This is a genomic window from Methylobacterium segetis (genome assembly GCF_004348265.1).
Taxonomy (GTDB): Bacteria; Pseudomonadota; Alphaproteobacteria; order Rhizobiales; family Beijerinckiaceae; genus Methylobacterium; species Methylobacterium segetis.
This window is the reverse complement of sequence record NZ_SMNT01000020.1, coordinates 24,145-44,981: the sequence shown is the minus strand read 5'-3', so window position 1 is coordinate 44,981 and position 20,837 is coordinate 24,145. Positions and strand designations below refer to the sequence as shown.

General features: G+C 69.9%; 21 protein-coding genes. 10 read left to right on the top strand and 11 right to left on the bottom strand.

The annotated features are described in order from the left end of the window. Positions 1 to 5: 5 nt before the first annotated feature. The 8 genes from E1J50_RS07500 to E1J50_RS07465 all read right to left on the bottom strand — a co-directional run bounded on the left by E1J50_RS07500 (position 6) and on the right by E1J50_RS07465 (position 5,886). Entirely contained in the window at positions 6 to 251 is a 246-nt protein-coding gene (locus E1J50_RS07500) for a BrnA antitoxin family protein (RefSeq protein WP_132252035.1), read from the bottom strand. Positions 252 to 255: 4 nt separating this feature from the next. Further along, the gene (locus E1J50_RS07495) at positions 256 to 480 is read right to left on the bottom strand and encodes a hypothetical protein (protein ID WP_132252033.1); all 225 of its coding nucleotides are present in this window, start codon (positions 478 to 480) and stop codon (positions 256 to 258) included. 239 nt (positions 481 to 719) lie between these two features. Next, the gene (locus tag E1J50_RS07490) at positions 720 to 2,039 is read right to left on the bottom strand and encodes an MFS transporter (protein ID WP_132252031.1); all 1,320 of its coding nucleotides are present in this window, start codon (positions 2,037 to 2,039) and stop codon (positions 720 to 722) included. A 338-nt stretch (positions 2,040 to 2,377) separates the two neighbouring features. Further along, complete coding sequence (locus tag E1J50_RS07485; protein ID WP_132252029.1) at positions 2,378 to 3,412, bottom strand: energy transducer TonB family protein; 1,035 nt, start codon at positions 3,410 to 3,412, stop codon at positions 2,378 to 2,380. A gap of 4 nt (positions 3,413 to 3,416) precedes the next feature. Next, on the bottom strand, positions 3,417 to 3,923 hold the full coding sequence (tolR, locus tag E1J50_RS07480) for a protein TolR (protein WP_132252027.1): 507 nt from the start codon (positions 3,921 to 3,923) through the stop codon (positions 3,417 to 3,419). Positions 3,924 to 4,040: 117 nt separating this feature from the next. Beyond that, positions 4,041 to 4,733 (bottom strand): MotA/TolQ/ExbB proton channel family protein, encoded by a 693-nt coding sequence (locus E1J50_RS07475; protein WP_132252024.1) that lies wholly within the window; start codon positions 4,731 to 4,733, stop codon positions 4,041 to 4,043. Between the two features lie 90 nt (positions 4,734 to 4,823). Next, positions 4,824 to 5,300 (bottom strand): Tat pathway signal protein, encoded by a 477-nt coding sequence (locus E1J50_RS07470; protein ID WP_132252077.1) that lies wholly within the window; start codon positions 5,298 to 5,300, stop codon positions 4,824 to 4,826. Positions 5,301 to 5,388: 88 nt separating this feature from the next. After that, positions 5,389 to 5,886, bottom strand: coding sequence for a hypothetical protein (locus E1J50_RS07465; RefSeq protein WP_207919165.1), 498 nt, complete (start codon positions 5,884 to 5,886; stop codon positions 5,389 to 5,391). 429 nt (positions 5,887 to 6,315) lie between these two features. On the opposite strand from E1J50_RS07465, the gene E1J50_RS07460 reads away from it, so the two are divergent. Together E1J50_RS07460 and E1J50_RS07455 are read left to right on the top strand one after the other, a co-directional pair. Beyond that, positions 6,316 to 6,744 carry an Hsp20 family protein gene (locus E1J50_RS07460; RefSeq protein WP_132252022.1) on the top strand — a complete coding sequence of 143 codons (429 nt, stop codon included), beginning with the start codon at positions 6,316 to 6,318 and terminating at the stop codon, positions 6,742 to 6,744. 83 nt (positions 6,745 to 6,827) lie between these two features. Next, positions 6,828 to 7,112 (top strand): BQ00720 family protein, encoded by a 285-nt coding sequence (locus E1J50_RS07455; protein WP_132252019.1) that lies wholly within the window; start codon positions 6,828 to 6,830, stop codon positions 7,110 to 7,112. Positions 7,113 to 7,146: 34 nt separating this feature from the next. Here the strand turns inward: E1J50_RS07455 and E1J50_RS07450 are convergent, their stop codons facing one another. Beyond that, entirely contained in the window at positions 7,147 to 7,938 is a 792-nt protein-coding gene (locus E1J50_RS07450; RefSeq protein ID WP_132252016.1) for an alpha/beta hydrolase, read from the bottom strand. A 199-nt stretch (positions 7,939 to 8,137) separates the two neighbouring features. Between E1J50_RS07450 and E1J50_RS07445 the strand changes: the two genes are divergently transcribed. The 3 genes from E1J50_RS07445 to E1J50_RS07435 all read left to right on the top strand — a co-directional run bounded on the left by E1J50_RS07445 (position 8,138) and on the right by E1J50_RS07435 (position 11,079). After that, entirely contained in the window at positions 8,138 to 9,355 is a 1,218-nt protein-coding gene (locus tag E1J50_RS07445) for a glycosyltransferase family 4 protein (RefSeq protein WP_132252014.1), read from the top strand. Positions 9,356 to 9,612: 257 nt separating this feature from the next. Further along, positions 9,613 to 10,134 carry a translation initiation factor IF-3 gene (gene infC, locus E1J50_RS07440; protein WP_245516469.1) on the top strand — a complete coding sequence of 174 codons (522 nt, stop codon included), beginning with the start codon at positions 9,613 to 9,615 and terminating at the stop codon, positions 10,132 to 10,134. Positions 10,135 to 10,221: 87 nt separating this feature from the next. Then, on the top strand, positions 10,222 to 11,079 hold the full coding sequence (locus E1J50_RS07435; RefSeq protein WP_165937811.1) for an FkbM family methyltransferase: 858 nt from the start codon (positions 10,222 to 10,224) through the stop codon (positions 11,077 to 11,079). 73 nt (positions 11,080 to 11,152) lie between these two features. Here the strand turns inward: E1J50_RS07435 and E1J50_RS07430 are convergent, their stop codons facing one another. After that, positions 11,153 to 13,486, bottom strand: a complete 2,334-nt coding sequence (locus tag E1J50_RS07430) for an amylo-alpha-1,6-glucosidase (RefSeq protein WP_132252009.1) — start codon at positions 13,484 to 13,486, stop codon at positions 11,153 to 11,155. A 159-nt stretch (positions 13,487 to 13,645) separates the two neighbouring features. Continuing rightward, positions 13,646 to 14,779: a glycosyltransferase family 4 protein gene (locus tag E1J50_RS07425; RefSeq protein WP_132252007.1), complete on the bottom strand. Its 1,134-nt coding sequence runs from the start codon at positions 14,777 to 14,779 to the stop codon at positions 13,646 to 13,648. Between the two features lie 432 nt (positions 14,780 to 15,211). On the opposite strand from E1J50_RS07425, the gene rpmI reads away from it, so the two are divergent. From rpmI to E1J50_RS07400, 5 genes are all read left to right on the top strand, one after another. Next, a complete protein-coding gene (gene rpmI / locus E1J50_RS07420; protein ID WP_007561407.1) occupies positions 15,212 to 15,415 on the top strand; it encodes a 50S ribosomal protein L35 in 204 nt (67 codons plus the stop codon). A 50-nt stretch (positions 15,416 to 15,465) separates the two neighbouring features. Next, entirely contained in the window at positions 15,466 to 15,837 is a 372-nt protein-coding gene (gene rplT, locus E1J50_RS07415; protein ID WP_132252005.1) for a 50S ribosomal protein L20, read from the top strand. Positions 15,838 to 16,010: 173 nt separating this feature from the next. Continuing rightward, the gene (gene pheS / locus E1J50_RS07410; RefSeq protein ID WP_132252003.1) at positions 16,011 to 17,093 is read left to right on the top strand and encodes a phenylalanine--tRNA ligase subunit alpha; all 1,083 of its coding nucleotides are present in this window, start codon (positions 16,011 to 16,013) and stop codon (positions 17,091 to 17,093) included. Between the two features lie 98 nt (positions 17,094 to 17,191). Further along, complete coding sequence (pheT, locus tag E1J50_RS07405; RefSeq protein ID WP_132252000.1) at positions 17,192 to 19,615, top strand: phenylalanine--tRNA ligase subunit beta; 2,424 nt, start codon at positions 17,192 to 17,194, stop codon at positions 19,613 to 19,615. Beyond that, positions 19,612 to 20,445 (top strand): DUF1186 domain-containing protein, encoded by an 834-nt coding sequence (locus E1J50_RS07400; protein ID WP_132251998.1) that lies wholly within the window; start codon positions 19,612 to 19,614, stop codon positions 20,443 to 20,445. The genes pheT and E1J50_RS07400 overlap by 4 nt, the downstream gene beginning before the upstream one ends. Positions 20,446 to 20,837: the final 392 nt, after the last annotated feature.

The following is a 20,837-nucleotide window of genomic DNA, read 5'->3' as shown; positions in this document are numbered from 1 at the left end:
TTCGCTCAGGCGCCGACGAGCTTCCGGAGGGCGTCGTTGATGCGGTCCTGCCAGCCGGGTCCATCCTTCTGGAAGTGCTCCAGGACGGCGCTGTCGAGGCGCAGTGTCACACTCTCGCGAATGCCCGGCACGGCAGCGGGCGCGGCAGGCGCGGTGGGCGCCGGGGCGGCCGGCTTCGTGGTGACGGAGCGGAAAGCGGCCTCGGCCGCCTTACGGGGATCGCTGGTCCGGCGGCTGCGGTCGATCGGCATGACCTTACTTTCCCTTGCGCTTCTTCGGGGAGGGCGGGGCAGCGGCCCGCGCCTCGGCGTCGGACGCCTCCTTGGCGAGGCGGAGGGCTCGCAGGCGAGCCGTGCGCTCATCGACAGCCTTGATCGAAGCGAGATGCTCGGCCATCGCCTGCGCGCCCTCCTTGGCCATGCGCTCGGCCCGTTCGGCGCGCTCCTCGGCCTTGGTGCGGACTTCGCTGTCCTGGCTCATCGATGTCCTTTCTCGGTGCCTCGTCGAGCGGAGCGGCCGCGCGCTCGGGCACGGCCGGAAGACGAGGCTCCGATCGGTCGCGCCGGCTCCGGAGGGGAGGGAGGGGTTGGGCCGGCGGTGCTGTCCGCACACCCGTCACGCGGATGCATGCGGGCGGGATGCGCCTGTGTAGCACGCAGGTCCCACGCAAGGCGAATGCCTAACGAATCCTGCCCCCGGAATTCCCCGAGCCAGCCGGTTCAGGCGGCAGCGGGTGTCGGCATCAGCGGCCCGGCACCGCCGTCCGGACGAGCCTGAGGCTCGAAGCCCCGGCTCTCCGGCATCATCACGAGGTAGACGACGAAACCCGCTGCGGCAATCGCGGCGAGCGACAGGAACGCCGTCGAGAATCCGGCAGCGACGATGATCACCCCCGCCAGCGAGGCGCTGAAGGACGCGCCGAGCCCCTGTGCCGTCGCCACCGCCCCCTGCGCCACGTTGAATCGGCCCGTGCCGCGGGTGAGATCCGCGACGACGATGGGGAACAGGGCTCCGTAGATGCCCGCGCCGATGCCGTCGAGGCACTGCACGCCGACCAGCCAGAACGGATTGTCCGAGAGAGTGTAGAGCACGCCCCGCAGGGCGAGGACGCCAAAGGCCACGAGGAAGATCGGCTTGCGGCCGATCACGTCGGCCTTGGCGCCGACGAAGACCGCAACCGGCACCATCACGCATTGGGCGGCCACGATGCACACGGCGATCAGCGAGGTCGCGTGGTCCTTGCCGGAGATCTTCGTGAGGAGCTGACCGACCGAGGGCAGCATCGCCGCGTTCGCGAGGTGGAACGCCGTGCAGAGCACGGCGAACAGGAGCAGGTACTTGTTTTGGAAGAGGGCGGCGAGCCCGGACGGCTGCTCGCAGTCCTCGGTCTCGGTGCAGTCGAGGCCGCGGGCGAGGTCGTCGTCGATGGCCTTTGCCGGGATCATCAGCATGGCGACGATGGACGCTGCGGCGAGCACCGCCATCAGCCAGAACACGACGATCGGCCCGAAGAAATAGGCGGTCGAGCCCGCGATCGCGGCCGAGGTGGCATTGCCCGCGTGGTTGAAGCCCTCGTTCCGGCCGATGCGCTTCGAGAACATCTTCGGTCCGACGACGCCCAGGGTGATCGCCGCGAGAGCGGGAGGAAAGATCGCTCCGGCGATACCGGCGAGCGACTGCGTCGCCGCCACGAGATAGAAGTTCGAGACGAAGGGCAGGATCAGGCAACTCAGGGTCACCGCGACGGCCGCAGCGATCACGATCGCGCCCTTGTGGTTGGTGCGGTCGATCAGAGCGCCGGCGGGCGTCTGCGCGATGAGACCCGCGATACCGGCAATCGTCATGACGAGGCCGATCGTCGCCTCGTTCCAGCCCTGCTCCGGACCGCGCACCGCCAGGAGATAGATGGCGAGGTACGGGCCGAGGCCGTCGCGCACGTCGGCCAGGAAGAAGTTCAGGGCATCCAGGCCACGCAGGGCGCGCTCGGAGGGCGCCCGAACGGGACCGAGCGCGTCTGCGACACCACTCACACCGGACATGCGCATTTCCTCGGCGGATCAGGGAGGAGCCCGGCACCGATGGTGCGCACGTCTCCGATCGCGGCAATCAGACTTGCCCCGCACCCGTTCCGGTCGGCGGATTAAACTCTTCGTGAAGACGTCAGCTGAGATCTGCCACGCAGAGTTGCTTCACGCGTCTCCCGACCTCAGCTGGACTGAGAAAGGCCGTGGCGCATCTTGCCGGCCGCCGACATCCCGTCCAGGCGCATCGCGGGAGCCCGCTTCGGCATCATCGGCGGGACGCGTGGCCCTCGGGTCTTGATCCACGCCTCGCCCATCCGGCGGGCGAGGAGTCGGATCATCGCCTCGTGCTGCGGCTACCGGCCGGGGCTGAATCGCATCGGCACGGTCACCGAGAGGGACGACAGCGTCACCCCGGCCGGTGCCGGGGGCAGCGAGCCGCGCACGGCCGCGAGCGCGGCACCGTCGATCGCGCCGACGCCGCTGCTGCCGGCAAGGCTCGCGCTCGTAACCTGCCCGGAACGCGTCACGGTGAAGCGAACCACGGCCACGCCGCCGCCCGTCCCAGCCGCGGCGTTGCGGTTCATCCGGCCGTGGATGGCCGAGCTCAGCATGCCCTGCCACTGGCGCAGGGCATTCGGGTCGTTGCCCGAGGCCGCCCGTCCAGCGGCGTTCTGGGCCGACGAGGAGGCCGAGCTGCGATCGGCGCGGCCGGCACTCGCCTGTGCGGCCCGCGCCTTGGCGTCGCGCGCCGCCTTCTCCCGGGCCTCGCGCACCGCCTCCCGGCGCTGCTCTTCCGCCTCGGCCTTGCGCTTCGCGTCGCGGATGGCCTTCAGCTTGGCCTCGCGCTCGGCCGCGATCTTGACCGGGTCCGGCTTCGGCTTGGCCTGCTCGACGGGCTTCGGCGGCTCGGGCGATTGCGCGAGCAGCGGCGGCGGCGGGGCGAGCGGCTCGGCCTGCGGAGCCGTCGAGGTGATGACCTGGCTCTCCGGCTCGACCGGCATCGCGTCCGGCGGCGGCTCCGTCTGAGCCGTCACCGGCGGCTGCTCGGAAACCTCCGGCGGCTTCTCCGCCACGGTCTCCTCGGGCGCCACCGCGGTCACGTCCGGAGGCTTTACGGCCTCGGTCTCGTTCGGGGTCTCGACCGGTGTCGGCGGCGGCGGCGCGGTCTCGCTGGCCTGCGTCTCGCTCGGCGCCTGAACATCGGCCTCCGTCATCTGAGGCGCGAGGTCGATCGAAATCTGCTGCTCGCCGGGAGGAGCGGGCGGGCTCAGGCGGTAGAGCGCGATCCCGATCAGCGCGGCGACGTGCATTGCGAGGGCGACGAGGAAGGCGGCGGCGAGCGGGGACCGCCCGTTCTCAGGCTCACCGCTGGAAACGAGGACGCTCATGGGACTAGCGGGCCGCTCCGTTCGCCGGGGCCGCCGGCGCGGCCGGAGCGCCACCTGAGGGCGCGGCCGGCAGGGGTCCTCCCGGCGACTGGGCGATCAGCGACACCTTGGTGAAGCCCGCCTGGCCGACGAGGCCCATCACTTCCATGATCTTGCCGTAGGGCACGTCGCGGTCGCCGCGCACCAGCATCACCTGGCTGGGATCCTCCGCAGCCAGCGCCCGCAGGCGCGGCATCAGGGTCTCCTGGGTGAAGACCTCCTTGGCGATCGAGGGGTTGCCGTCCTTGTCGATCGTGACTTCGAGCGGCTTCTTCGCCTGCGCGACCTTGGCGGCCGAGGTCTTCGGCAGCTGAACCGGCACGCCGGTCGTCATCAGCGGCGCCGCGACCATGAAGATGATCAGCAGCACCAGCATCACGTCGACCATCGGCGTGACGTTGATCTCGGACATCGGCGTCGTATCGAGGCCGTCCTCGTCGTCGCCGCTCGCGCGGATCGAACCCATGGCCATGACTCGCCCTCCGGGGCTCGGGCGGCGAACGCTGGCACGAGGCCCGCCGCGAACCGTGGGGTGCCGGCCCGCCGCTCGGAGCGGCGACCGGTCGGAAGGTTGGACGTCGCCGGACGGCTACTCGGCGGCCGCCGCCCGGCCGTGCACGCCGCGGTCGCGGGCGAGCCGGTTGCCGAGCACGCCGATGCACGAGACGAAGGCGCCCTGGATGCGGCCGACATCGTTCGTCAGCTTGTTGTAGGCCATCACCGCCGGGATCGCGACGACGAGGCCGATCGCCGTGGCGAACAGCGCCTCGGCGATGCCGGGCGCCACCACGGCGAGCGAGGTGTCCTGGCTCTTCGCGATCGACGAGAACGAATTCATGATGCCCCAGACGGTGCCGAACAGCCCGACGAACGGGGCCGTGGAGCCTGCGGTGGCGAGGAGCGGGAGGCCGGTCTGAAGCCGCTTGACCTCGAGCCCCAGAGCCGCGCGCATGGCGCGCTCGATGCGGTCGCGGCGCTCGGCGCGGGTCTCGGTCGGATCCTGGTCTCGCCACGCCTCGAGTGCGGCGTTGACGATGTGGGACGGGATTCCCTTGCGGCCGGCCTCCAGCGCCCCGCCCGAGCGGACCAGGGCCTCGAAGGCCTTCGCCTGACGCTTGGCGGCGGCGAGCCGCACGATCTTCTCGAAGACGACGGTCCAGCAGGCGATCGAGGCGACCACCAGAAGGATCATGACGCCCTTCACGATCGGGTCGGCCTGCAGGAACAGACCGACGAAAGAGAAATCGTGCACCGCTTCGGCGGCTGCGGGTGTGGGATCCATCACGGGCTCCTCGAACTCTCTCAAATCCTGTGCGGGCACGAGCCCGCGGGTCGCCCGGCCGCAAGGGCCGGACGGGATGACGGTGTCAGGTCAGCGGTCGAACGGGACGCTGCCCTTGCTCTCGGTCTCGGTCCGCTCGAGGCAGGCTTCCCGGCTGGACTCACCTCCCTCGCAGGAGAGGACGTCGTTCAGGAGGACGCGGCCGATCTTCGGGCAGGCGATGCCCGCGAAGTCGAAGATCTTCACGCTGGTCTTCTTCTCGGCGAGCGGTCCGAGCTCGACGGCGATGCGCTTCTGAGCCACCCCGTCGGTGTCGAAGGCGAACAGATCGACCTTGAGGGATTTCAGCGCCGTCCCGCGGCTGTTGTCGACGAGTAGGTAGGTTCGGCAGGCATCGCCCGTCGCCTCGAGGCGGTTGAGCTGCAGCTTGATCGGAGCGCCCCTGGCGCCGCCCTCCTGCGCCAAGGCCGGGCCGGCAAGCGGAAGAGCGAGTGCGGCAAGCGCCGCGAAGCGGGTGACCCGCCGGCGCCGATCCTCGCCGCACCTATTCTCGCCTCGTTCCCGCATCGCCACCTGCCCGTTCGCCGTCACGCTCGTTTCCCCCTGATGTTCCGCCGTCCCTCTCGGACGACCCGGTTCATTGACCGTCCCGATTTCAGTGCAGCGGCGTGCCGCGCGGCCTGCGCGCCTCGGCAGGCTGCAGCCGCGCAGCCGCGGCGTTGATCGTCTCGGCGGCATCGCGCACCGCCTCCGCGAGGCGTGGCGCCTCCGGCCGACCCGCGAGTTCCGCCGCTTCCCGCCGGACCGCCTCCCAATGCCGGCACCGGCCGCGCCGGATCAGCGCGACCAGGGCACATTCATTCGCCGTCACCCGGCAGCACGTGGCCGGCATGAATTGCCAATCCCCGCTCCGCTCCGAGCGCAGGGCCCGCAGGACCCCGACCATGCCGGAGACGAGGCGGCCGCCCTCGGCCGCACCGAGGAGCCGCTCCGCGCCGTCGAAGGCCGCGTCCCAGCAGGCGACGTCGCTCGTCATGTATCCCGAGGCCACGAAACGGGCTACCGACAGGGCGAGCACGTCCGCGTCGTCCGCGCAGACCTCGCTGACCTTCAGCATCCAATCGGTGACGGATGGAATCGAGGACGCGCTCATGCAGATCCCGGTCAAGCTCGAGCTTGCCGGCACGGGCACTGCACAAGCCACCGGACAACGCTTGGCCGCGGGAGTATCCGAGGACACCCCTCGGGATCAAGGTCTGCCCTGAATTATAGAGCAGTTCCAAACTGTTACCGCGAGATCGTGATTCGGCGCGGCGAAGCTTTGCCGAAAAATCCTGGATTGGCCTGCGCAAACATCCCGATCCCGAGAGGGCGCCTTCCCGCGCGCTCGCGCCGGGGCGATCGCGCTCGCGGAAGAAGCGAGGCCGGCGGCCTGCGCGCCCCTTGATGAGGCTTCGCGAGCCCTCCATATCCGGAACACCGGCGGGGTCCCGTCGGCCGGAGCGCTGCATCCGCGGGCTCCCACGACGAAGTGCCCGCTCGGTCTCACGGCCTGGGGCTTCGGAAAGGACTCAGACCGGCGATGACGCGTCCCTCTCCGTTCGGACATCCGTTCCTCCTCGGCTTCGACGAGATCGAGCAGGCTCTCGATCGCGTCTCGAAAGCGGCGAACGACGGGTATCCGCCCTACAATATCGAGCGTCTGACGCGCACGGAGCAGGAGCCGGACCGGCTCCGCATCACCCTGGCGGTGGCGGGCTTCACCCGCGACCAGCTCGACGTGATGCTCGAGGAGAACCAGCTCGTCGTCCGCGGACGGCAGGTGGACGAGCGCGAGCGGCAATTCCTCCACCGCGGCATCGCCGCGCGTCAGTTCCAGCGGGCCTTCCTGCTGGCGGACGGCATGGAGGTGCTCGGCGCCGACCTCTCGAACGGGCTCCTCTCGATCGACCTCGCCCGGCCGGAACCGGAGCGGGTCGTCCGCAAGATCGCCATCGCGTCCCGCGACTGACGCGCTCGGCCACTTCCCACCGGCCGGCGTCGCCTCGGGACAGCAAACCGGCCCCAAGCTCTGCCTCGGAAGGAGGGCATGACATGACCGACCTCAACCAGAACCCCCTGACGGCCGCCGATCTCGATCCGGCGGAGTTCAACCCCGCCGACCTCGCCGCTCTCGGCGAAGGCCACATTGCCTATGTCCGCCCGATCCGCTCGGACGACGTGAAGCGGTTCTTCCCGCAGGCGCCGGAACTGACGCCCGGGCTCGATCTGTTCGCCCTGCTCTCGGCCAGCGGCGCGCCGATCCTCCTCGCCGATTCGCGCGACGTCGTCGTCGCGAACGCGATGGCGCACGACCTCCACACCGTCAGCCTGCACTGACCGTGCCGCGGCCCGGATCGCATCCGGGCCGCCGTCACGCCATCTCGGCCACCGCCGCGACGAGGCGGCGAATGTCCTGGGGGCGCGACAGCCGGTGGTCGCCGTCCGCGATCAGCGTGAGCACGAGCCCCGCCTTCGGCAGCCGCTCGACGAGGCGGAAGGCATGGGCTGCCGGCACGTCCGGATCCTCCAGGCCCTGGAGGATGTGGACCGGACAGCCGAAATCGAGCGGGCCATCGAGCATCAGGTGCCGGCGCCCGTCCTCGATCAGGTCGAGGGAGATCGGGTCGGGTTCGGGGGCGTAGTCCGTCGGACAGTGCCAGACCCGGTCCCGCAACAGAGTGTCCCGGACCTCCTGCGGGAAGCGATCCCACATCAGCGTTTCCGTGAAATCGAGGGCCGGGGCGATCAGGACGAGGCCCGCCGGCGGCGGCTCGCCGCGCTCGCGGCGGGCGCGCGCCGCGAGACACGCGATCCATCCGCCCATGGACGAACCGATCATGATTGGACGCTCCCGGGCGCAGATCGCGATCACCGCCTCCGCGTCCGCGAGCCAGGCCGAGATGGTGCCCTCGGCGAAGGTGCCATCCGAGGCGCCGTGGCCCGAATAATCGAAGCGGATTAGCTTGCGCCCCGCCTCCTTTGCCCAGGCATCGACCGCCATCGCCTTGGTGGCGCCCATGTCGGAGCGGAAGCCGCCGAGCCAGATGACGGGCGGCCCCGCCCCCTCGCGCACCCTCACGGCGATGCGGCGGCGCTCGCCTCCCGCCTCGACGGTGATGAAGTCCGGGCCTGCCTCAGCCGGATGAGCGCTCTCGGTCTGCATCGATCTCCTGCCGCGGGGGTTAGCTGTTGCGAGGGTTACCTGTTGATTGCGGGCATCCACCAATGTCGATGCGGCGCGCAAGGGTTCCGTTTACCCGGACGTTAGGGGGTGCAGCGATCCTTCCAACCATGACCGCACATTCAGGGGGCGGCCGAGCCCCGGCACGCCATCCTCACGCCCCGCCACGGGCCGCGCTCCGATGAGCGGCGAGCCACGCCCTGGCCCTGCCTTTCCGGCGGAGATCGGCCCGCTCGCGGGCGCCTGCATCCTGCAGATCATCCCCGAGCTGGAGGCGGGCGGTGCCGAGCGCACGGCCGTCGACGTCGCGGCGGGGCTCGCCGAGGCCGGCGCGCGACCGCTGGTGGCCACCGAAGGCGGCCGCCTCGTCGGCGAATTGCAGGCGAAGGGCGGCATCTGGGTCCCGTTCCCGGCGGCCGCGAAGAACCCGGTCGCGATGGCCCTCAACGTCCGGCGCCTGATGAGCCTGTGCCGGCGCGAGGGCGTGCAGCTGATTCACGCGCGCTCGCGGGCGCCGGCCTGGGTGGCCCTCGGCGCGGCGCGGCGGCTGAAGATCCCCTTCGTGACGACCTATCACGGCAGCTATTCCGGCCGGACGGGCGTGAAGGTGCTCTACAATTCGGTGATGGCGCGCGGCGACGTGGTCATCGCCAACTCGCACTACACGGCGGACCGGATCCGGACGCTCCACGCCGAGCAGGCGGGCGACCGCGTCGAGGTGATCCACCGCGGCACCGATCTCGCGATCTTCAACCCGGTGGCGGTCGGTGCCGCCCGGGTCGAGGCGCTGCGGCGGAGCTGGGGCGTCGCCCCGCACGAGCGGGTGATCCTGCTCGCGGCGCGTCTCACCGCCTGGAAGGGCCAGCGCGTCCTGATCGAGGCGGCGGCGCTGATGCGCGACCGCGGCCTCGGGGATTTCGCCGTGATACTCGCCGGGGATCCGCAGGGCAGGGCGGCCTACGAGCGGGAACTCGACGCGCTGATCGCTGCCCGTGGCCTCGCGGGCGTGGTCCGCCGCGTCGGCCATTGCACCGACATGCCGGCCGCCTTCCGCGCCGCCTCGGTGGTCGCCGTCCCCTCGATCGAGCCCGAAGCCTTCGGGCGCTCGGCCGTTGAGGCGCAGGCGCTCGGCACGCCGGTCGTCGTGTCCGACCTCGGGGCGGTACCGGAGACGGTGCTGAGCCCGCCCGACGTGGCGCCGGGACAGCGCACGGGCTGGCGCGTGCCGGCGGGCGATGCGGGCGCGCTCGCCAAGGCCCTGGCGGAGGCGCTCTCCCTCGGGGCGAGCGCCCGGGACGCGCTGGCGCGGCGCGAGCGGGCGCATGTGGAGGCCCATTTCTCGCTGGAGCGGATGGTCGCCGACACGCTCGGCGTCTACGCCCGGCTCTTGCCCCGGTGAAGGATCGTTCGCATCTGAGGACAATACGGGATCGTACAGAGGCCGGCCAAGGTCTTCGGGGATCCGGCCCGACAGGCCGTCACCGCCCGTGAACTGCGGCAAGTCTCGGATGTTGACTTGTGAAGCGGATCGGCCAAGGTGTCGCATCCGGGAAAGGCCGGAGCGTTCGGTGGTCGGGGCACTCACGTTCGGTGCCGCAGACTGCCGTTTCGTCGTTGCTTGAGGAGAATACAGCCATTCGTAGACCTATGAGAGCCATGCCGGCCCCGCAGAAGGACGGGCCGCGCGCCAACCGGGACATCCGCGGCGTTCGCGAAGTGCAGCTCATCGATGACACCGGCCAGAACCGTGGCATCGTGCCCTTCTTCGATGCCCTTCAGCTTGCCGAAGAGGCTGGCCTCGATCTCGTCGAGATCGCTCCCAATTCCACGCCTCCCGTCTGCAAGTTCCTCGATTACGGGCGCTTCCGCTTCAACGAACAGAAGAAGCAGAACGAAGCCCGCAAGCGGCAGAAGACGGTCGAGGTGAAGGAGATCAAGCTCCGCCCCGGCATCGACAAGCACGATTACGACGTGAAGATGAAGGCCGTGCAGCGCTTCTTCGAGGAGGGCGACAAGGTCAAGATCACGCTGCGCTTCCGCGGTCGCGAGATGGCGCACCAGGATCTCGGGCTGCGTCTTCTGGAGCGCGTGAAGGTCGAGACCGCCGAGATCGCCAAGGTGGAGAGCGAGCCGATGCTCGAAGGCCGCCAGATGATCATGGTCCTCGCTCCGCGCTGAAGCGCGGCCGACGACTTCCTCGCCCACACCGTTTCGACAGCGCGCCGCCTCCTCCGGGGGCGGCGCCCTTTTCATGAGATGGACCCTGTGGCCACCGCTCCCTCGACCGACGCCTTCCTGTCCAGGCGGGTTCCGCTCGCCGGGCGGATGCGCCTGATCCACGCGCCCGCCGGCGACCCCGCCTTCGCCCGCTACACGGCCGGCCGCTTTTGGCATTACCGGCAGTTCTGCGAAGGGGTGCTGGAGGCGGATTCCGTCGCGCTCGACGTCGGTGCCAATATCGGCCTGACGGCGCTCGTCGCCGCCGAGACGGCGCGCCGGGGCCGGATCTACGCGATCGAGGCGGCCCCGCGGAACTTCGCGGCCCTCTCGCGCAACGTCTACGAGCACGGCGCCTCGGTCATCCGCCCGATCCACTGCGCGGTGGGATCGGAGACCGGCACGGTCCCGTTCTTCGACCATTCCGCCTTCGGCTTCGTGGTGGCCGAGGCGACCATGGCTTCGGTGCCAAGCACGCCGGTGCCGATGCGCCGCCTCGACGACATCGCCGCCGAGGCCGGGATCACGCGGCTCGACGCCATCAAGATCGACATCGAGGGGCTGGAGCACGAGGCGCTGCTCGGCGCGTCCGAGATCCTCGCCCGGTTCGAGCCCGTGGTGATGCTCGAGTTCAACTCGTGGTGCCAGATCGCGTCCTACGACAAGAGCCCGCGCCGCTTCCTCGAATGGCTGCTGGACACATTCCCCCAGCTCCACATCTGGCGCGACGGCCGGCTCACGGACGTGCGCGCCATCGGCGTCTACGAGTTCCTCCACCGCAACCTGACGCAGCACCGCTGCAACACGGACCTCGTCGCGGCCTATTCGGGCGAGCGGCTCGAACGCCTGAGGGCGCAGCAGCAGGGGCGGGGGCTGGCCGGCCTGCGGAAACGCCTCGGCCTCTGAGGGGCCGACGCTCCTAAGCCGACGCGGCCCCTCGTCCCGACCCTCTCCCGAACGGGAGAGGGTGCGTGCCGCTTCACTTCAGCATCGCGATCTGCGCGTCGCCCGTCCGCCGGAGCACGTTCACCGTCACGTCGTCGGCGTGGCGCTGGATGCGCAGATCGATGCGCGAGGAGCCGACCTTCACGTTGAAGATCGAGACGCCGTCGAGGAAGGCCGGCAGGGTCGGGTTGCGGAAGCGGACCCGGTTGCGGGCGTGGTCGAGCTCGAGGCCGAGGCAGGCCGCGAGGAACGCGAAGGGGGCGGCGGCCGCCCAGGCCTGCGGGCTGCAGGCCACGGGATAGGCCACGGGCCCGCGCTGACGGCGCCGCATGAAGCCGCAGAACAGCTCCGGCAGGCGCTTCTGGTCTTGGTAGAGGGCCGTGTCGAACATGCCCTGGAAGATGCGCGAGGCCTCGGGCTTCAGGTCGTAGCGGGCGAGGCCGAGCGCGATCAGGGCGTTGTCGTGGGGCCAGATCGAGCCGTTGTGATAGGACATCGGGTTGTAGCGCGCCTCGCCGCGGGCGATCGTGCGCACGCCCCAGCCGTTGAACCCGTCCTTGGACAGGAGCTGTGCAGCCACGCTCGCGGCCCGTTCCGGCAGGGCGATGCCGGTGAAGAGGGCGTGGCCCGCATTCGACGAGCGCACCGCGCATTGCCGCTTCTCGCCGTCGAGGGCGAGCACGTAGGTGCCGATCTCGGCATTCCAGAACGCCTTGTCGAAGGATTCCCGGAGCTGGCGGGCCTGATGCGTCAGCGATTCGGCGAGCGCGTCGTGGCCGAGCATGGCGGCGAGCTTCGCCATGCCGTTCTTGGCGGCGTAGACGTAGCCCTGGACCTCGCAGAGCGCGATCGGCCCCTTGGCGAGCTGCCCGTCGGCGTGGAAGATCGAGTCGTGGCTGTCCTTCCAGCCCTGGTTCTCGAGGCCCTTGTCCGTATCGCGGGCATATTCGACGAACCCGTCGCCGTCCCGGTCGCCGTACTCGTTCATCCAGGTCAGCGCCAGTTTGAGCGCCGGCCAGATCCTGGCGATCGTGTCCCGGTCGCCGGTCACGGCGTAATAGTCCCAGGCCAGCATCACGAAGAGCGGCGTGCCGTCGATCGTGCCGTAATAGTGCCGGAACGGCACCTCGCCGAGCATCGCCATCTCGCCGCGGCGGGTCTCGTGGAGCACCTTGCCGGGCTGGGCGTCGGCCGCCGGATCGATGGTCTTGGCCTGGGTCGAGGCGAGGTAGCGCAGCACGCCCTTGGCGAAGTTCGGGTCGATCCAGAGCGACATCATCGCCGTGATGATGCCGTCGCGGCCGAATACGGTGGAGTACCAGGGGATGCCGGCGAAGGGATAGATGCCCTCGGGCGTCCGGCTCGCGAGCATGTAGAGGTCGGCGGTGGCGCGGCAGGCCGCCTCGTTGAACTGGTCGTTCGAGGAGATGATCGTGGTGATGCCGGCGGTGAGCTGGCGCTGGTCGCGCCGCGCGTCCCGGTAGGCGCGGGCGAACACCACGCCCTCCGCGAGGCCCTTCGGCGGGCGCACGCCCGTGCTGCCCGCGGCCGCCGAGAGGCCGGCCGCCGCCTCCTCGCCGACCTTCTCGGCCGCCGGCGCGCTCGTGAAGGCGCGGTGCGACTCGCAGACGACGCGGATGAACAGCGAGGCGCGCTCGCCCGGAGCCAGCGTCACCTCGAACTCGGCGCGGCCCGCCTCGATGCGGTTCGGCTTCGGCCCGAAATGCACGGCGGTGGTGCGCACCACCTCGTCGAGGCCGACGTAGCGGAACTGCACCTCGCGCTCGCTCGCCACCTGCACCGAGCGCTTGCCGCGCTGCGTGCGGTTGGTGCCGCGCACCTCGAACAGGTCGCGGTAATCGGCGTCGAAGGTGAGGGTGATGCGGAAGGTGCGCTTGCGCGAATCGTAGGAGCGCAGGCCGATCCGGTCGTAGCAGCTGCCCTTGAACAGGAACTTGGTGCGCTCGATCGCGATCACCTCGCGCGGGATCGAGCTGTCGTCGTGCGCGTCGATCCGGAGGTCGGGCGTCGTCATGTCGACGCTGAGCGCGCCGTTGTCGTCCTGCATCACCGAGGAGAGCAGGAGGGGCCGCTGGTCCTCGATCGTGAAATGCAGGCGCGAGAGGTAGCGCGTGTCTTGGAAGTAGAGCCCCTCGGGGCCGGGCAGCACGCCGATGTCGCCGTAGCTGTCGAGGACGGCGAAGGCCTCGCCGAACTTGAGCGAGCGCAGCGGGCGCTCGACCAGGGAGGTCTGCGCCTCGATGTGGTATTGCGGAAGAACCTCGTCGGCGTCCTGGAACCCGAAGGCGCGCTGCGGCGCCTCGGCATCGGGAGCGTGTGCCTTCGCCGTCATGTCTTCCGCCGCCATGCTGGGCTTCTCCGGATTGTCGAGGGACGCGAATCGAAAGGGCCGCCGAATCGCTCTGGATCGCGAAGCGGCGGCCCTTGGGACCGTCTGAGTTGGGCGATCTTACGACGCCTGCGAGGGCCTGTTAACCCGTGCAGGCGCCGTGCCGCGCTGGGTCGTTCAGGCCGGCATCGCGGCGGCCGAAAGCGAGGGGCGGGCGGAGCCGTTCATCTCGCCGTAATGCGGGGCGAAAGCGGACGCGGTCGGCAGCTTGATGACGTCGGACTGGCCGGCGAGGAGCTGCTCGTAGGCCGCCACGTACTTGCGGACCATGCACTCGGCCGTGAACTGGCTCTCGAAATGGCGCCGCACACCGGCCCGGCTCATCGCCTTGACCTTGTCCACCGCCGCGACCGCCTCGTCCATGCTGTCGCACAGGACGCCGCTGACGCCGTCGGCGATCACCTCGGGCACGGAGCCGTTGCGGAAGGCGATCACCGGCGTGCCGGCCGACATCGCCTCGATCATGACGAGGCCGAAGGGCTCCGGCCAGTCGATCGGGAAGGCGAGGGCGAGGGCGTTGCCGAGGAAGTCCTTCTTCTGCTCCTCGTTGATCTCGCCGATATACTCGATCAGCGGATGGTGGATCATCGGCTCGATGACCTCGTCCCAATATTCCTGGTCCGCCTTGTCGACCTTGGCGGCGATCTTCAGCGGAACGCCGGAGCGCTTCGCCATCTCGATCGCGCGGTCGGGGCGCTTCTCGGGCGAGATGCGGCCGAGGAAGGCGAGGTAGCCGCCCTTGGCGTCGGGGTAGTACGGGCAGTTCTGCGCCGGCAGGCCGTGATGGATCGTCGAGGCCCAGTTCACGTTCGGCGGCATCGGCTCGCGCTGGTTGTCCGAGATCGAGACCAGCGGCATGCCGGTGAAGGTCCGGTAGACCGGCATGAAGTCCGGCACGTCGAGGCGGCCGTGCATCGTGGTGATGCACTTGTGGTTCATGTCCTCGAACATCGGGTACTGCAGCAGGTCGATGTGGAAGTGCAGGATGTCGAACTCGTGCGCCCGGCGGCGGACGTGATGCAGCATCGCGAGGTGGCTCGCGGTGTGGTCGCGGTAGCCGAGCAGCCGCAGCCCCTCGGGGGTGCAGGCCGCGAGCTTGGCCGAGGTCTCCGAGTCGCCGCTCGCGAAGAGCGTCACGTCATGTCCCTGCCGGACGAGTTCCTCGGTGATCCAGGACACGACGCGCTCTGTGCCGCCGTAGAACTTCGGAGGCACGGCCTCCGAGAGCGGGGCGATCTGGGCAATGCGCACGAAAAAGTCTCCTGTGAGGACGAGCGTTTCGGAGAGCTAACCCGATCCGGCCTGAGTGGGACATGAACGAAACTGACAGCCAAGGTTATGGTTCCGGTGGGGCTGGCGCGTTACCGAAATCTTGGCGCACGCCGCAGATGTCCCCGCTATCCCTCCTGTTGTTCGCCCGCACTCACGAGTCCTGCCGGCCCGGCTAGACACGCCGATGCACGTCCGGGGCCATATCCGGGCGCGCGCGTCGCGCGGAAGTCGCAGCGGGCGCCGCGAAGTGATTGAATCGGCGTCGCCGATCTGTCATAAGCCCCGCGCGTCGAACCGCCCGGCCGGATAGGGCTGCCGTGGCGGTTCGTGTTGCTCCACCAGAAGCATCGATCGCACGCGAGGGGTCCGGCCCTTTCCGGGTCGGACGGGCCTTGCCCAACGGAGAGCCAAATGCCCAAGCTGAAGACGAAGTCGGGCGCCAAGAAGCGCTTCAAGATCACCGGCACCGGCAAGGTGATGTATGCCCAGGCCGGCAAGCGCCACGGCATGATCAAGCGGACCACAAAGCAGATCCGCAACCTGCGCGGCACGACGACCCTCTTCGAGGGCGATGCCGCCAACGTGAAGAAGTACTTCCTGCCGAACGCGCGGTAAGTCCCTCACGACGTTTCGAATCTGTTTTTCTTTAGTCCAGGAGATCGACCATGGCCCGCGTCAAGCGCGGCGTGACCAGTCACGCGAAGCACAAGAAAGTCCTCAAGGCCGCCCGCGGCTATTACGGCCGGCGCAAGAATACGATCCGCATCGCCAAGCAGGCGGTGGAGAAGGGTCTGCAATACGCCTACCGCGACCGCAAGAACAAGAAGCGCACCTTCCGTGCCCTCTGGATCCAGCGGCTCAACGCGGCGGTGCGCGAGCACGGCCTGACCTATTCCCGCTTCATCGACGGGCTGGCCAAGTCCGGCATCGTGGTGGACCGCAAGGCGCTCTCCGAACTCGCCATCCACGAGCCCGCGAGCTTCGCGGCGGTGGTGGAGAAGGCCAAGGCCGCCCTCCCGTCCGCCAAGGCCGCGTAACGGCTCCGGCGCACGCGAGAGCAGGACGTTCCGGCGAGGGGCGCGGCGCGGATGGCGCCGCGCCCTCGTCATTTCCGGGCCCTGCCGGCCGGCGCCCCTTGCATCGGCGCGCGCGAGCCGGAACAAGCACCCCGCATCACCGACCCGCCCGGCCGGGCGGCCCGAGGACAGCGATGACCGATCTCGACACCCTCGAACGCGATCTCCTCGCGAAAGTGGAGGCGGCCTCCGACGTGGCCTCGCTCGAATCCCTGCGCGTCGCGGCACTCGGCAAGAAGGGCAGCGTGTCGGACCTCCTGAAGACCCTCGGCTCCATGAGCCCGGAGGAGCGCAAGGAGCGCGGCCCCCTCATCAACGGCCTGCGCGACCGGGTGCAGGGCGCTCTCACGAGCCGGCGCGAGGCGCTGGCCGAGGCGGCACTGTCGGCGCGGCTCGCGGCCGAGCGGATCGACGTGAGCCTGCCCCTGCGCGAGGCGCCGGAGGCGCGCGGGCGGATCCACCCGATCAGCCAGGTCATCGACGAGATCACCGCGATCTTCGCCGATATGGGCTTCTCGGTGGCCGAGGGGCCGGACATCGAGACGGACGAGCTGAACTTCACCGCGCTCAACTTCCCGCCGGGCCACCCGGCCCGCGAGATGCACGACACCTTCTTCCTGCGCCCCGACCGGAACGGGCAGCGCAAGGTGCTGCGCACCCACACCTCGCCCGTCCAGATCCGCACGATGCGGGCTGAGGCGCCGCCGATCCGGGTGATCATCCCCGGACGGACCTACCGGCACGATTCGGACCAGACCCACACGCCGATGTTCCACCAGGTCGAGGGGCTCGTGATCGACCGCTCGGCCAACATCGCGAACCTGAAATGGGTGCTGGAGGAGTTCTGCAAGGCGTTCTTCGAGGTGGAGGGCGTGAAGATGCGTTTCCGCCCCTCCTTCTTCCCCTTCACCGAGCCTTCGGCGGAGGTCGACATCCAGTGCTCGCGCAAGGGCGGCGAGATCCGCTTCGGCGAGGGCGACGACTGGCTGGAGATCCTCGGCTGCGGCATGGTCCACCCGAACGTGCTCCGGAATTGCGGGCTCGACCCGGACAGCGTGCAGGGCTTCGCCTTCGGCGTCGGCATCGACCGCATCGCCATGCTGAAATACGGGATGCCGGACCTGCGCCCCTTCTTCGAGGCGGATGTCCGCTGGCTCGACCATTACGGCTTCCGGCCCCTCGACGTGCCGAGCCTCGTGAGCGGCCTCACCGGCTGACCTGAGCTCTCCCACGATCCCGGCGTCGGCCGGGTCGCTCCCTCATCCAGGCCGGCGCCCCCCGCTCCGACGGGAAGCGGCGCCGAAGGACGGCTCCGATGAAATTCACCCTCTCCTGGCTCAAGGACCACCTCGAGACCGACGCCTCCCTCGACACGATCGCCGAGACGCTCACGCGCATCGGCCTCGAGGTGGAGGGCATCGAGGACAAGGCGACCGCGCTGAAGCCCTACGTCGTCGCCAAGGTGCTCACCGCCGAGCAGCACCCGAACGCCGACCGCCTGCGCGTCTGCACGGTCGATGCGGGCGACGGGCAGCCGCTGCAGGTGGTGTGCGGGGCGCCGAACGCGCGCGCAGGCATGAAATCGGTCTTCGCGCCGCCCGGCACCTACGTCCCGGGCAAGAACATCACCCTGTCGGTCGGCTCCATCCGCGGCGTCGAGAGCCGCGGCATGCTCTGCTCGGGCGCCGAGCTCGGCCTCGGCGACGACCATGACGGCATCCTCGACCTGCCGGAGGACGCCCCCGTCGGCGAGCCCTACGCCCTCTATGCCGGGCTCGACGACCCGACCATCGAGATCAATCTCACGCCGAACCGGCCGGATTGCACCTCCATCCACGGCATCGCCCGGGACCTCGCGGCGACCGGGATCGGGATCCTGAAGCGCGAGCCGCTGCCGCCCGTGCGCGGAGAAGGGGCCTGCCCGGTCCCCGTCGCCCTCGATTTCGCGGGCGAGGACGCCAAGCTCTGCCCGCTCTTCGCCCTGCGGCTCGTGCGCGGCGTGCGCAACGGCCCGTCGCCGGCCTGGATGCAGGCGCGCCTGCGGGCGATCGGGCTCCGGCCGATCAACGCCCTCGTCGACATCACGAACTACATGACCTTCGACCGCGGGCGCCCGCTCCACGTCTTCGACGCGGCCAAGGTCGCGGGCGGGCTGACCGTGCGCCGGGCCCGGGACGGCGAGACGCTCCGCGCCCTCGACGGCCGCACCCACACGCTCACCGAAGAGATGGTCGTGATCGCGGACGAGCGCGGTGTTGAATCGATCGCCGGCATCATCGGCGGCGAGGCTTCGGGCTGCGACGAGGGCACTGTCGACGTGCTCATCGAATCGGCCCTGTGGGACCCGGCCAACATCGCCCAGACCGGGCGCCGCCTCGGCGTCATCACGGACGCGCGCTACCGCTTCGAGCGCGGCGTCGACCCGGCCTTCACCCTGCCCGGGCTCGACCTCGCGACCCGCCTCGTCCTCGACATCTGCGGCGGCAGCCCCAGCGAGGCGACGATCGCGGGCGAGGTGCCCGAGACCGGCCACGTCATCGACTTCCCCTGGACGGAGGTCCGGCGGCTCGCCGGCATCGAGCTCTCGCGGGCCGAGATGAAGGTGACGCTGGAGACCCTCGGCTTCCACGTGGCCGGCACCGGCGACCGGGTGAAGGTGCTCGCGCCCTCCTGGCGGCCGGACATCGAGGGCAAGGCCGATCTCGTCGAGGAGATCGTGCGCATCGCCGGCCTCGACCGGATCGAGCCGAAGCCCCTGCCGCGCCTCGTGGCGGGCGCCGCCAAGCCGGTGCTGACCGTAATCCAGAAGCGCACCCGCGTGGCGAAGCGCGCGCTGGCGAGCCGCGGCCTGATGGAGGCCGTGACCTGGTCCTTCATCCCGCACGAGGATGCCGTGCTCTTCGGCGGCGGCGGCGAGGCGCTGGCGCTCGCCAACCCGATCGCCTCGGACCTCTCGGACATGCGCCCGAGCCTCGTGCCGGGCCTGCTGCGCGCCGCCCAGCGCAACGCCGACCGCGGCTATCCCGACGTCGCCCTGTTCGAAGTCGGCCAGTGCTTCGCGGGGGACGAGCCGGAGGATCAGACCATCCGCGCGGCGGCCGTGCGCCGGGGCAGCGCGGGCCACGCGGGCGGCGGGCGCCACTGGGATGGCACGGCAGGCGCCGTCGACGCCTTCGACGCCAAGGCCGACGCGCTCGCGCTGCTCGCCGGCCTCGGCGTGCCCATCGGCGGCCTGCAGGTGGCAGCGGGCGGCCCCGAATGGCTCCATCCCGGCCGCTCGGGCACCCTTCAATTCGGACCGAAGAACCAAGTGGGCCATTTCGGCGAGGTCCATCCGCGCATCCTCAAGGCGCTCGACCTGAAGGGGACCTTCGTCGCGTTCGAGATCATCCTCGACGCGCTGCCGCTGCCGAAGTTCAAGCCGACCAAGGTGAAGCCGGCGCTCGCTCTCTCCGACTTCCAGCCCGTCTCGCGCGACTTCGCCTTCGTGGTCGGCCGCGACGTCGCCGCGGGTGATGTCGTGAAGGCCGCGCAGGCCGCCGAGCGCAAGCTGATCGCCGGCATCGACGTGTTCGACATCTACGAGGGCACCGGCATCCCCGAGGGCTCGAAGTCGGTGGCGATCGCGGTCCGGCTCCAGCCCCTCGAGAAGACGCTGACGGATGCCGAGATCGAGGCGGTGAGCGCCCGGATCGTCGCCGAGGTCGCCCGCAAGACCGGCGCGACCCTGCGCTCGTGACGGGCACCGACCTCATTTGGCGCCTCGGGCAGGCCGACTTCCTGCCCGAGGAGGCGCTGCGCGAGGCCCTCGCCGCGCCGGAGGCGATCTCGGGCGAGGTCTTGCGCCTCCTCGACGCGGCCGGAACCGGCGCGGAATTGACGGACGAGGAGGCGAACCTCCTGTTCTGGGGCCTGCACGTGCTCGCCGCCGTGCGGGACGGGCGCGCCTTTCCGCCCTTGCTCCGCCTGCTCCGGCAGGACGGCGAGACGATCGACGACCTTCTCGGCGATGCCGCCGGCACGACGCTGCCGCAGGTTCTCGCGAGCCTCTACGACGGCGACTCCGACGCGCTCTTCGCGCTCGTCCTCGACAGCACCACGGACGACCTCGTGCGCAACGAGGCTCTGGCCGCCACCGCCTTCCTGGTTCGGGACGGCCGCATCAACAGGGATGCCGCCGCCGGGATGCTCGCGCGATTCGACGACAAGCGCGTCGCGGTCGAGGGCGATGCCGGCTGGGTGGGCTGGGAGGAGGCGATCGCGCTGACCGGCCTGCGCGACCTCGCGCCCCGCGTCGAGGCGGCGCGCAAGGACGGGCGGCTGCCGCCAGAATTCTCCGACCCAGCCTGGTTCCGCGGCGCGCTCCGCCGGTCCGAGACACGACCCAACGACACTCGGGACCTCGACGAGCGCGGCCTCGGCTATCTCGACGATCCGCTGGCGGCCCTGGCCTGGACCCTGGAGGGCGCGGGCGAGCCCGCCCACAACCCGTTCCGGGACGTCGGCCGCAACGATCCCTGCCCATGCGGCTCGGGAAAGAAGTTCAAGAAGTGCTGCCTCGGCGCCTGACGCGCCGATGCGCACGCGCTGCGGGACGAACCCGTTCCTGAAACTGGGATCGCCACCGCGAGCGGGGCGGCTGCCTCATGGTTCGGAGGCGAGAAGGGCCGGCCGGGATGTTTGGGAACGGCGCTGTTCTAAAGAACGTCGCGCAACGAACGCGATGCCGATGTGGCAGGCTGCGAGGTCTCGATCCACGCCGAGCGCCGCCCGAGCCTGCGCGACACGCGACCTGAACGGAGTGTTTCGCCGCTGGTGACGATCTCCGAACCTGATAACTGTACTCAATCTTCTGCCGCACGCCAGATCGTGCCTCGTCGCGCTTTGTAGACGAAAATCGCAAGAGAAATTATATAATATTTAAAATATTTTCTAGAAAAATACTTGCGTGACGCAATCTA

Coding starts and splice junctions, on each gene's coding strand:
- E1J50_RS07430 (WP_132252009.1), bottom strand. CDS start 13,486: ATGGCGGCGGAAGACATGACGGCGAAGGCACACGCTCCCGATGCCGAG.
- E1J50_RS07495 (WP_132252033.1), bottom strand. CDS start 480: ATGAGCCAGGACAGCGAAGTCCGCACCAAGGCCGAGGAGCGCGCCGAA.
- pheT (WP_132252000.1), top strand. CDS start 17,192: ATGAAATTCACCCTCTCCTGGCTCAAGGACCACCTCGAGACCGACGCC.
- E1J50_RS07455 (WP_132252019.1), top strand. CDS start 6,828: ATGACCGACCTCAACCAGAACCCCCTGACGGCCGCCGATCTCGATCCG.
- E1J50_RS07445 (WP_132252014.1), top strand. CDS start 8,138: ATGAGCGGCGAGCCACGCCCTGGCCCTGCCTTTCCGGCGGAGATCGGC.
- rplT (WP_132252005.1), top strand. CDS start 15,466: ATGGCCCGCGTCAAGCGCGGCGTGACCAGTCACGCGAAGCACAAGAAA.
- E1J50_RS07470 (WP_132252077.1), bottom strand. CDS start 5,300: ATGCGGGAACGAGGCGAGAATAGGTGCGGCGAGGATCGGCGCCGGCGG.
- E1J50_RS07465 (WP_207919165.1), bottom strand. CDS start 5,886: ATGAGCGCGTCCTCGATTCCATCCGTCACCGATTGGATGCTGAAGGTC.
- E1J50_RS07450 (WP_132252016.1), bottom strand. CDS start 7,938: ATGCAGACCGAGAGCGCTCATCCGGCTGAGGCAGGCCCGGACTTCATC.
- E1J50_RS07500 (WP_132252035.1), bottom strand. CDS start 251: ATGCCGATCGACCGCAGCCGCCGGACCAGCGATCCCCGTAAGGCGGCC.
- rpmI (WP_007561407.1), top strand. CDS start 15,212: ATGCCCAAGCTGAAGACGAAGTCGGGCGCCAAGAAGCGCTTCAAGATC.
- E1J50_RS07475 (WP_132252024.1), bottom strand. CDS start 4,733: ATGGATCCCACACCCGCAGCCGCCGAAGCGGTGCACGATTTCTCTTTC.
- tolR (WP_132252027.1), bottom strand. CDS start 3,923: ATGGCCATGGGTTCGATCCGCGCGAGCGGCGACGACGAGGACGGCCTC.
- E1J50_RS07460 (WP_132252022.1), top strand. CDS start 6,316: ATGACGCGTCCCTCTCCGTTCGGACATCCGTTCCTCCTCGGCTTCGAC.
- pheS (WP_132252003.1), top strand. CDS start 16,011: ATGACCGATCTCGACACCCTCGAACGCGATCTCCTCGCGAAAGTGGAG.
- E1J50_RS07485 (WP_132252029.1), bottom strand. CDS start 3,412: ATGAGCGTCCTCGTTTCCAGCGGTGAGCCTGAGAACGGGCGGTCCCCG.
- infC (WP_245516469.1), top strand. CDS start 9,613: ATGCCGGCCCCGCAGAAGGACGGGCCGCGCGCCAACCGGGACATCCGC.
- E1J50_RS07490 (WP_132252031.1), bottom strand. CDS start 2,039: ATGTCCGGTGTGAGTGGTGTCGCAGACGCGCTCGGTCCCGTTCGGGCG.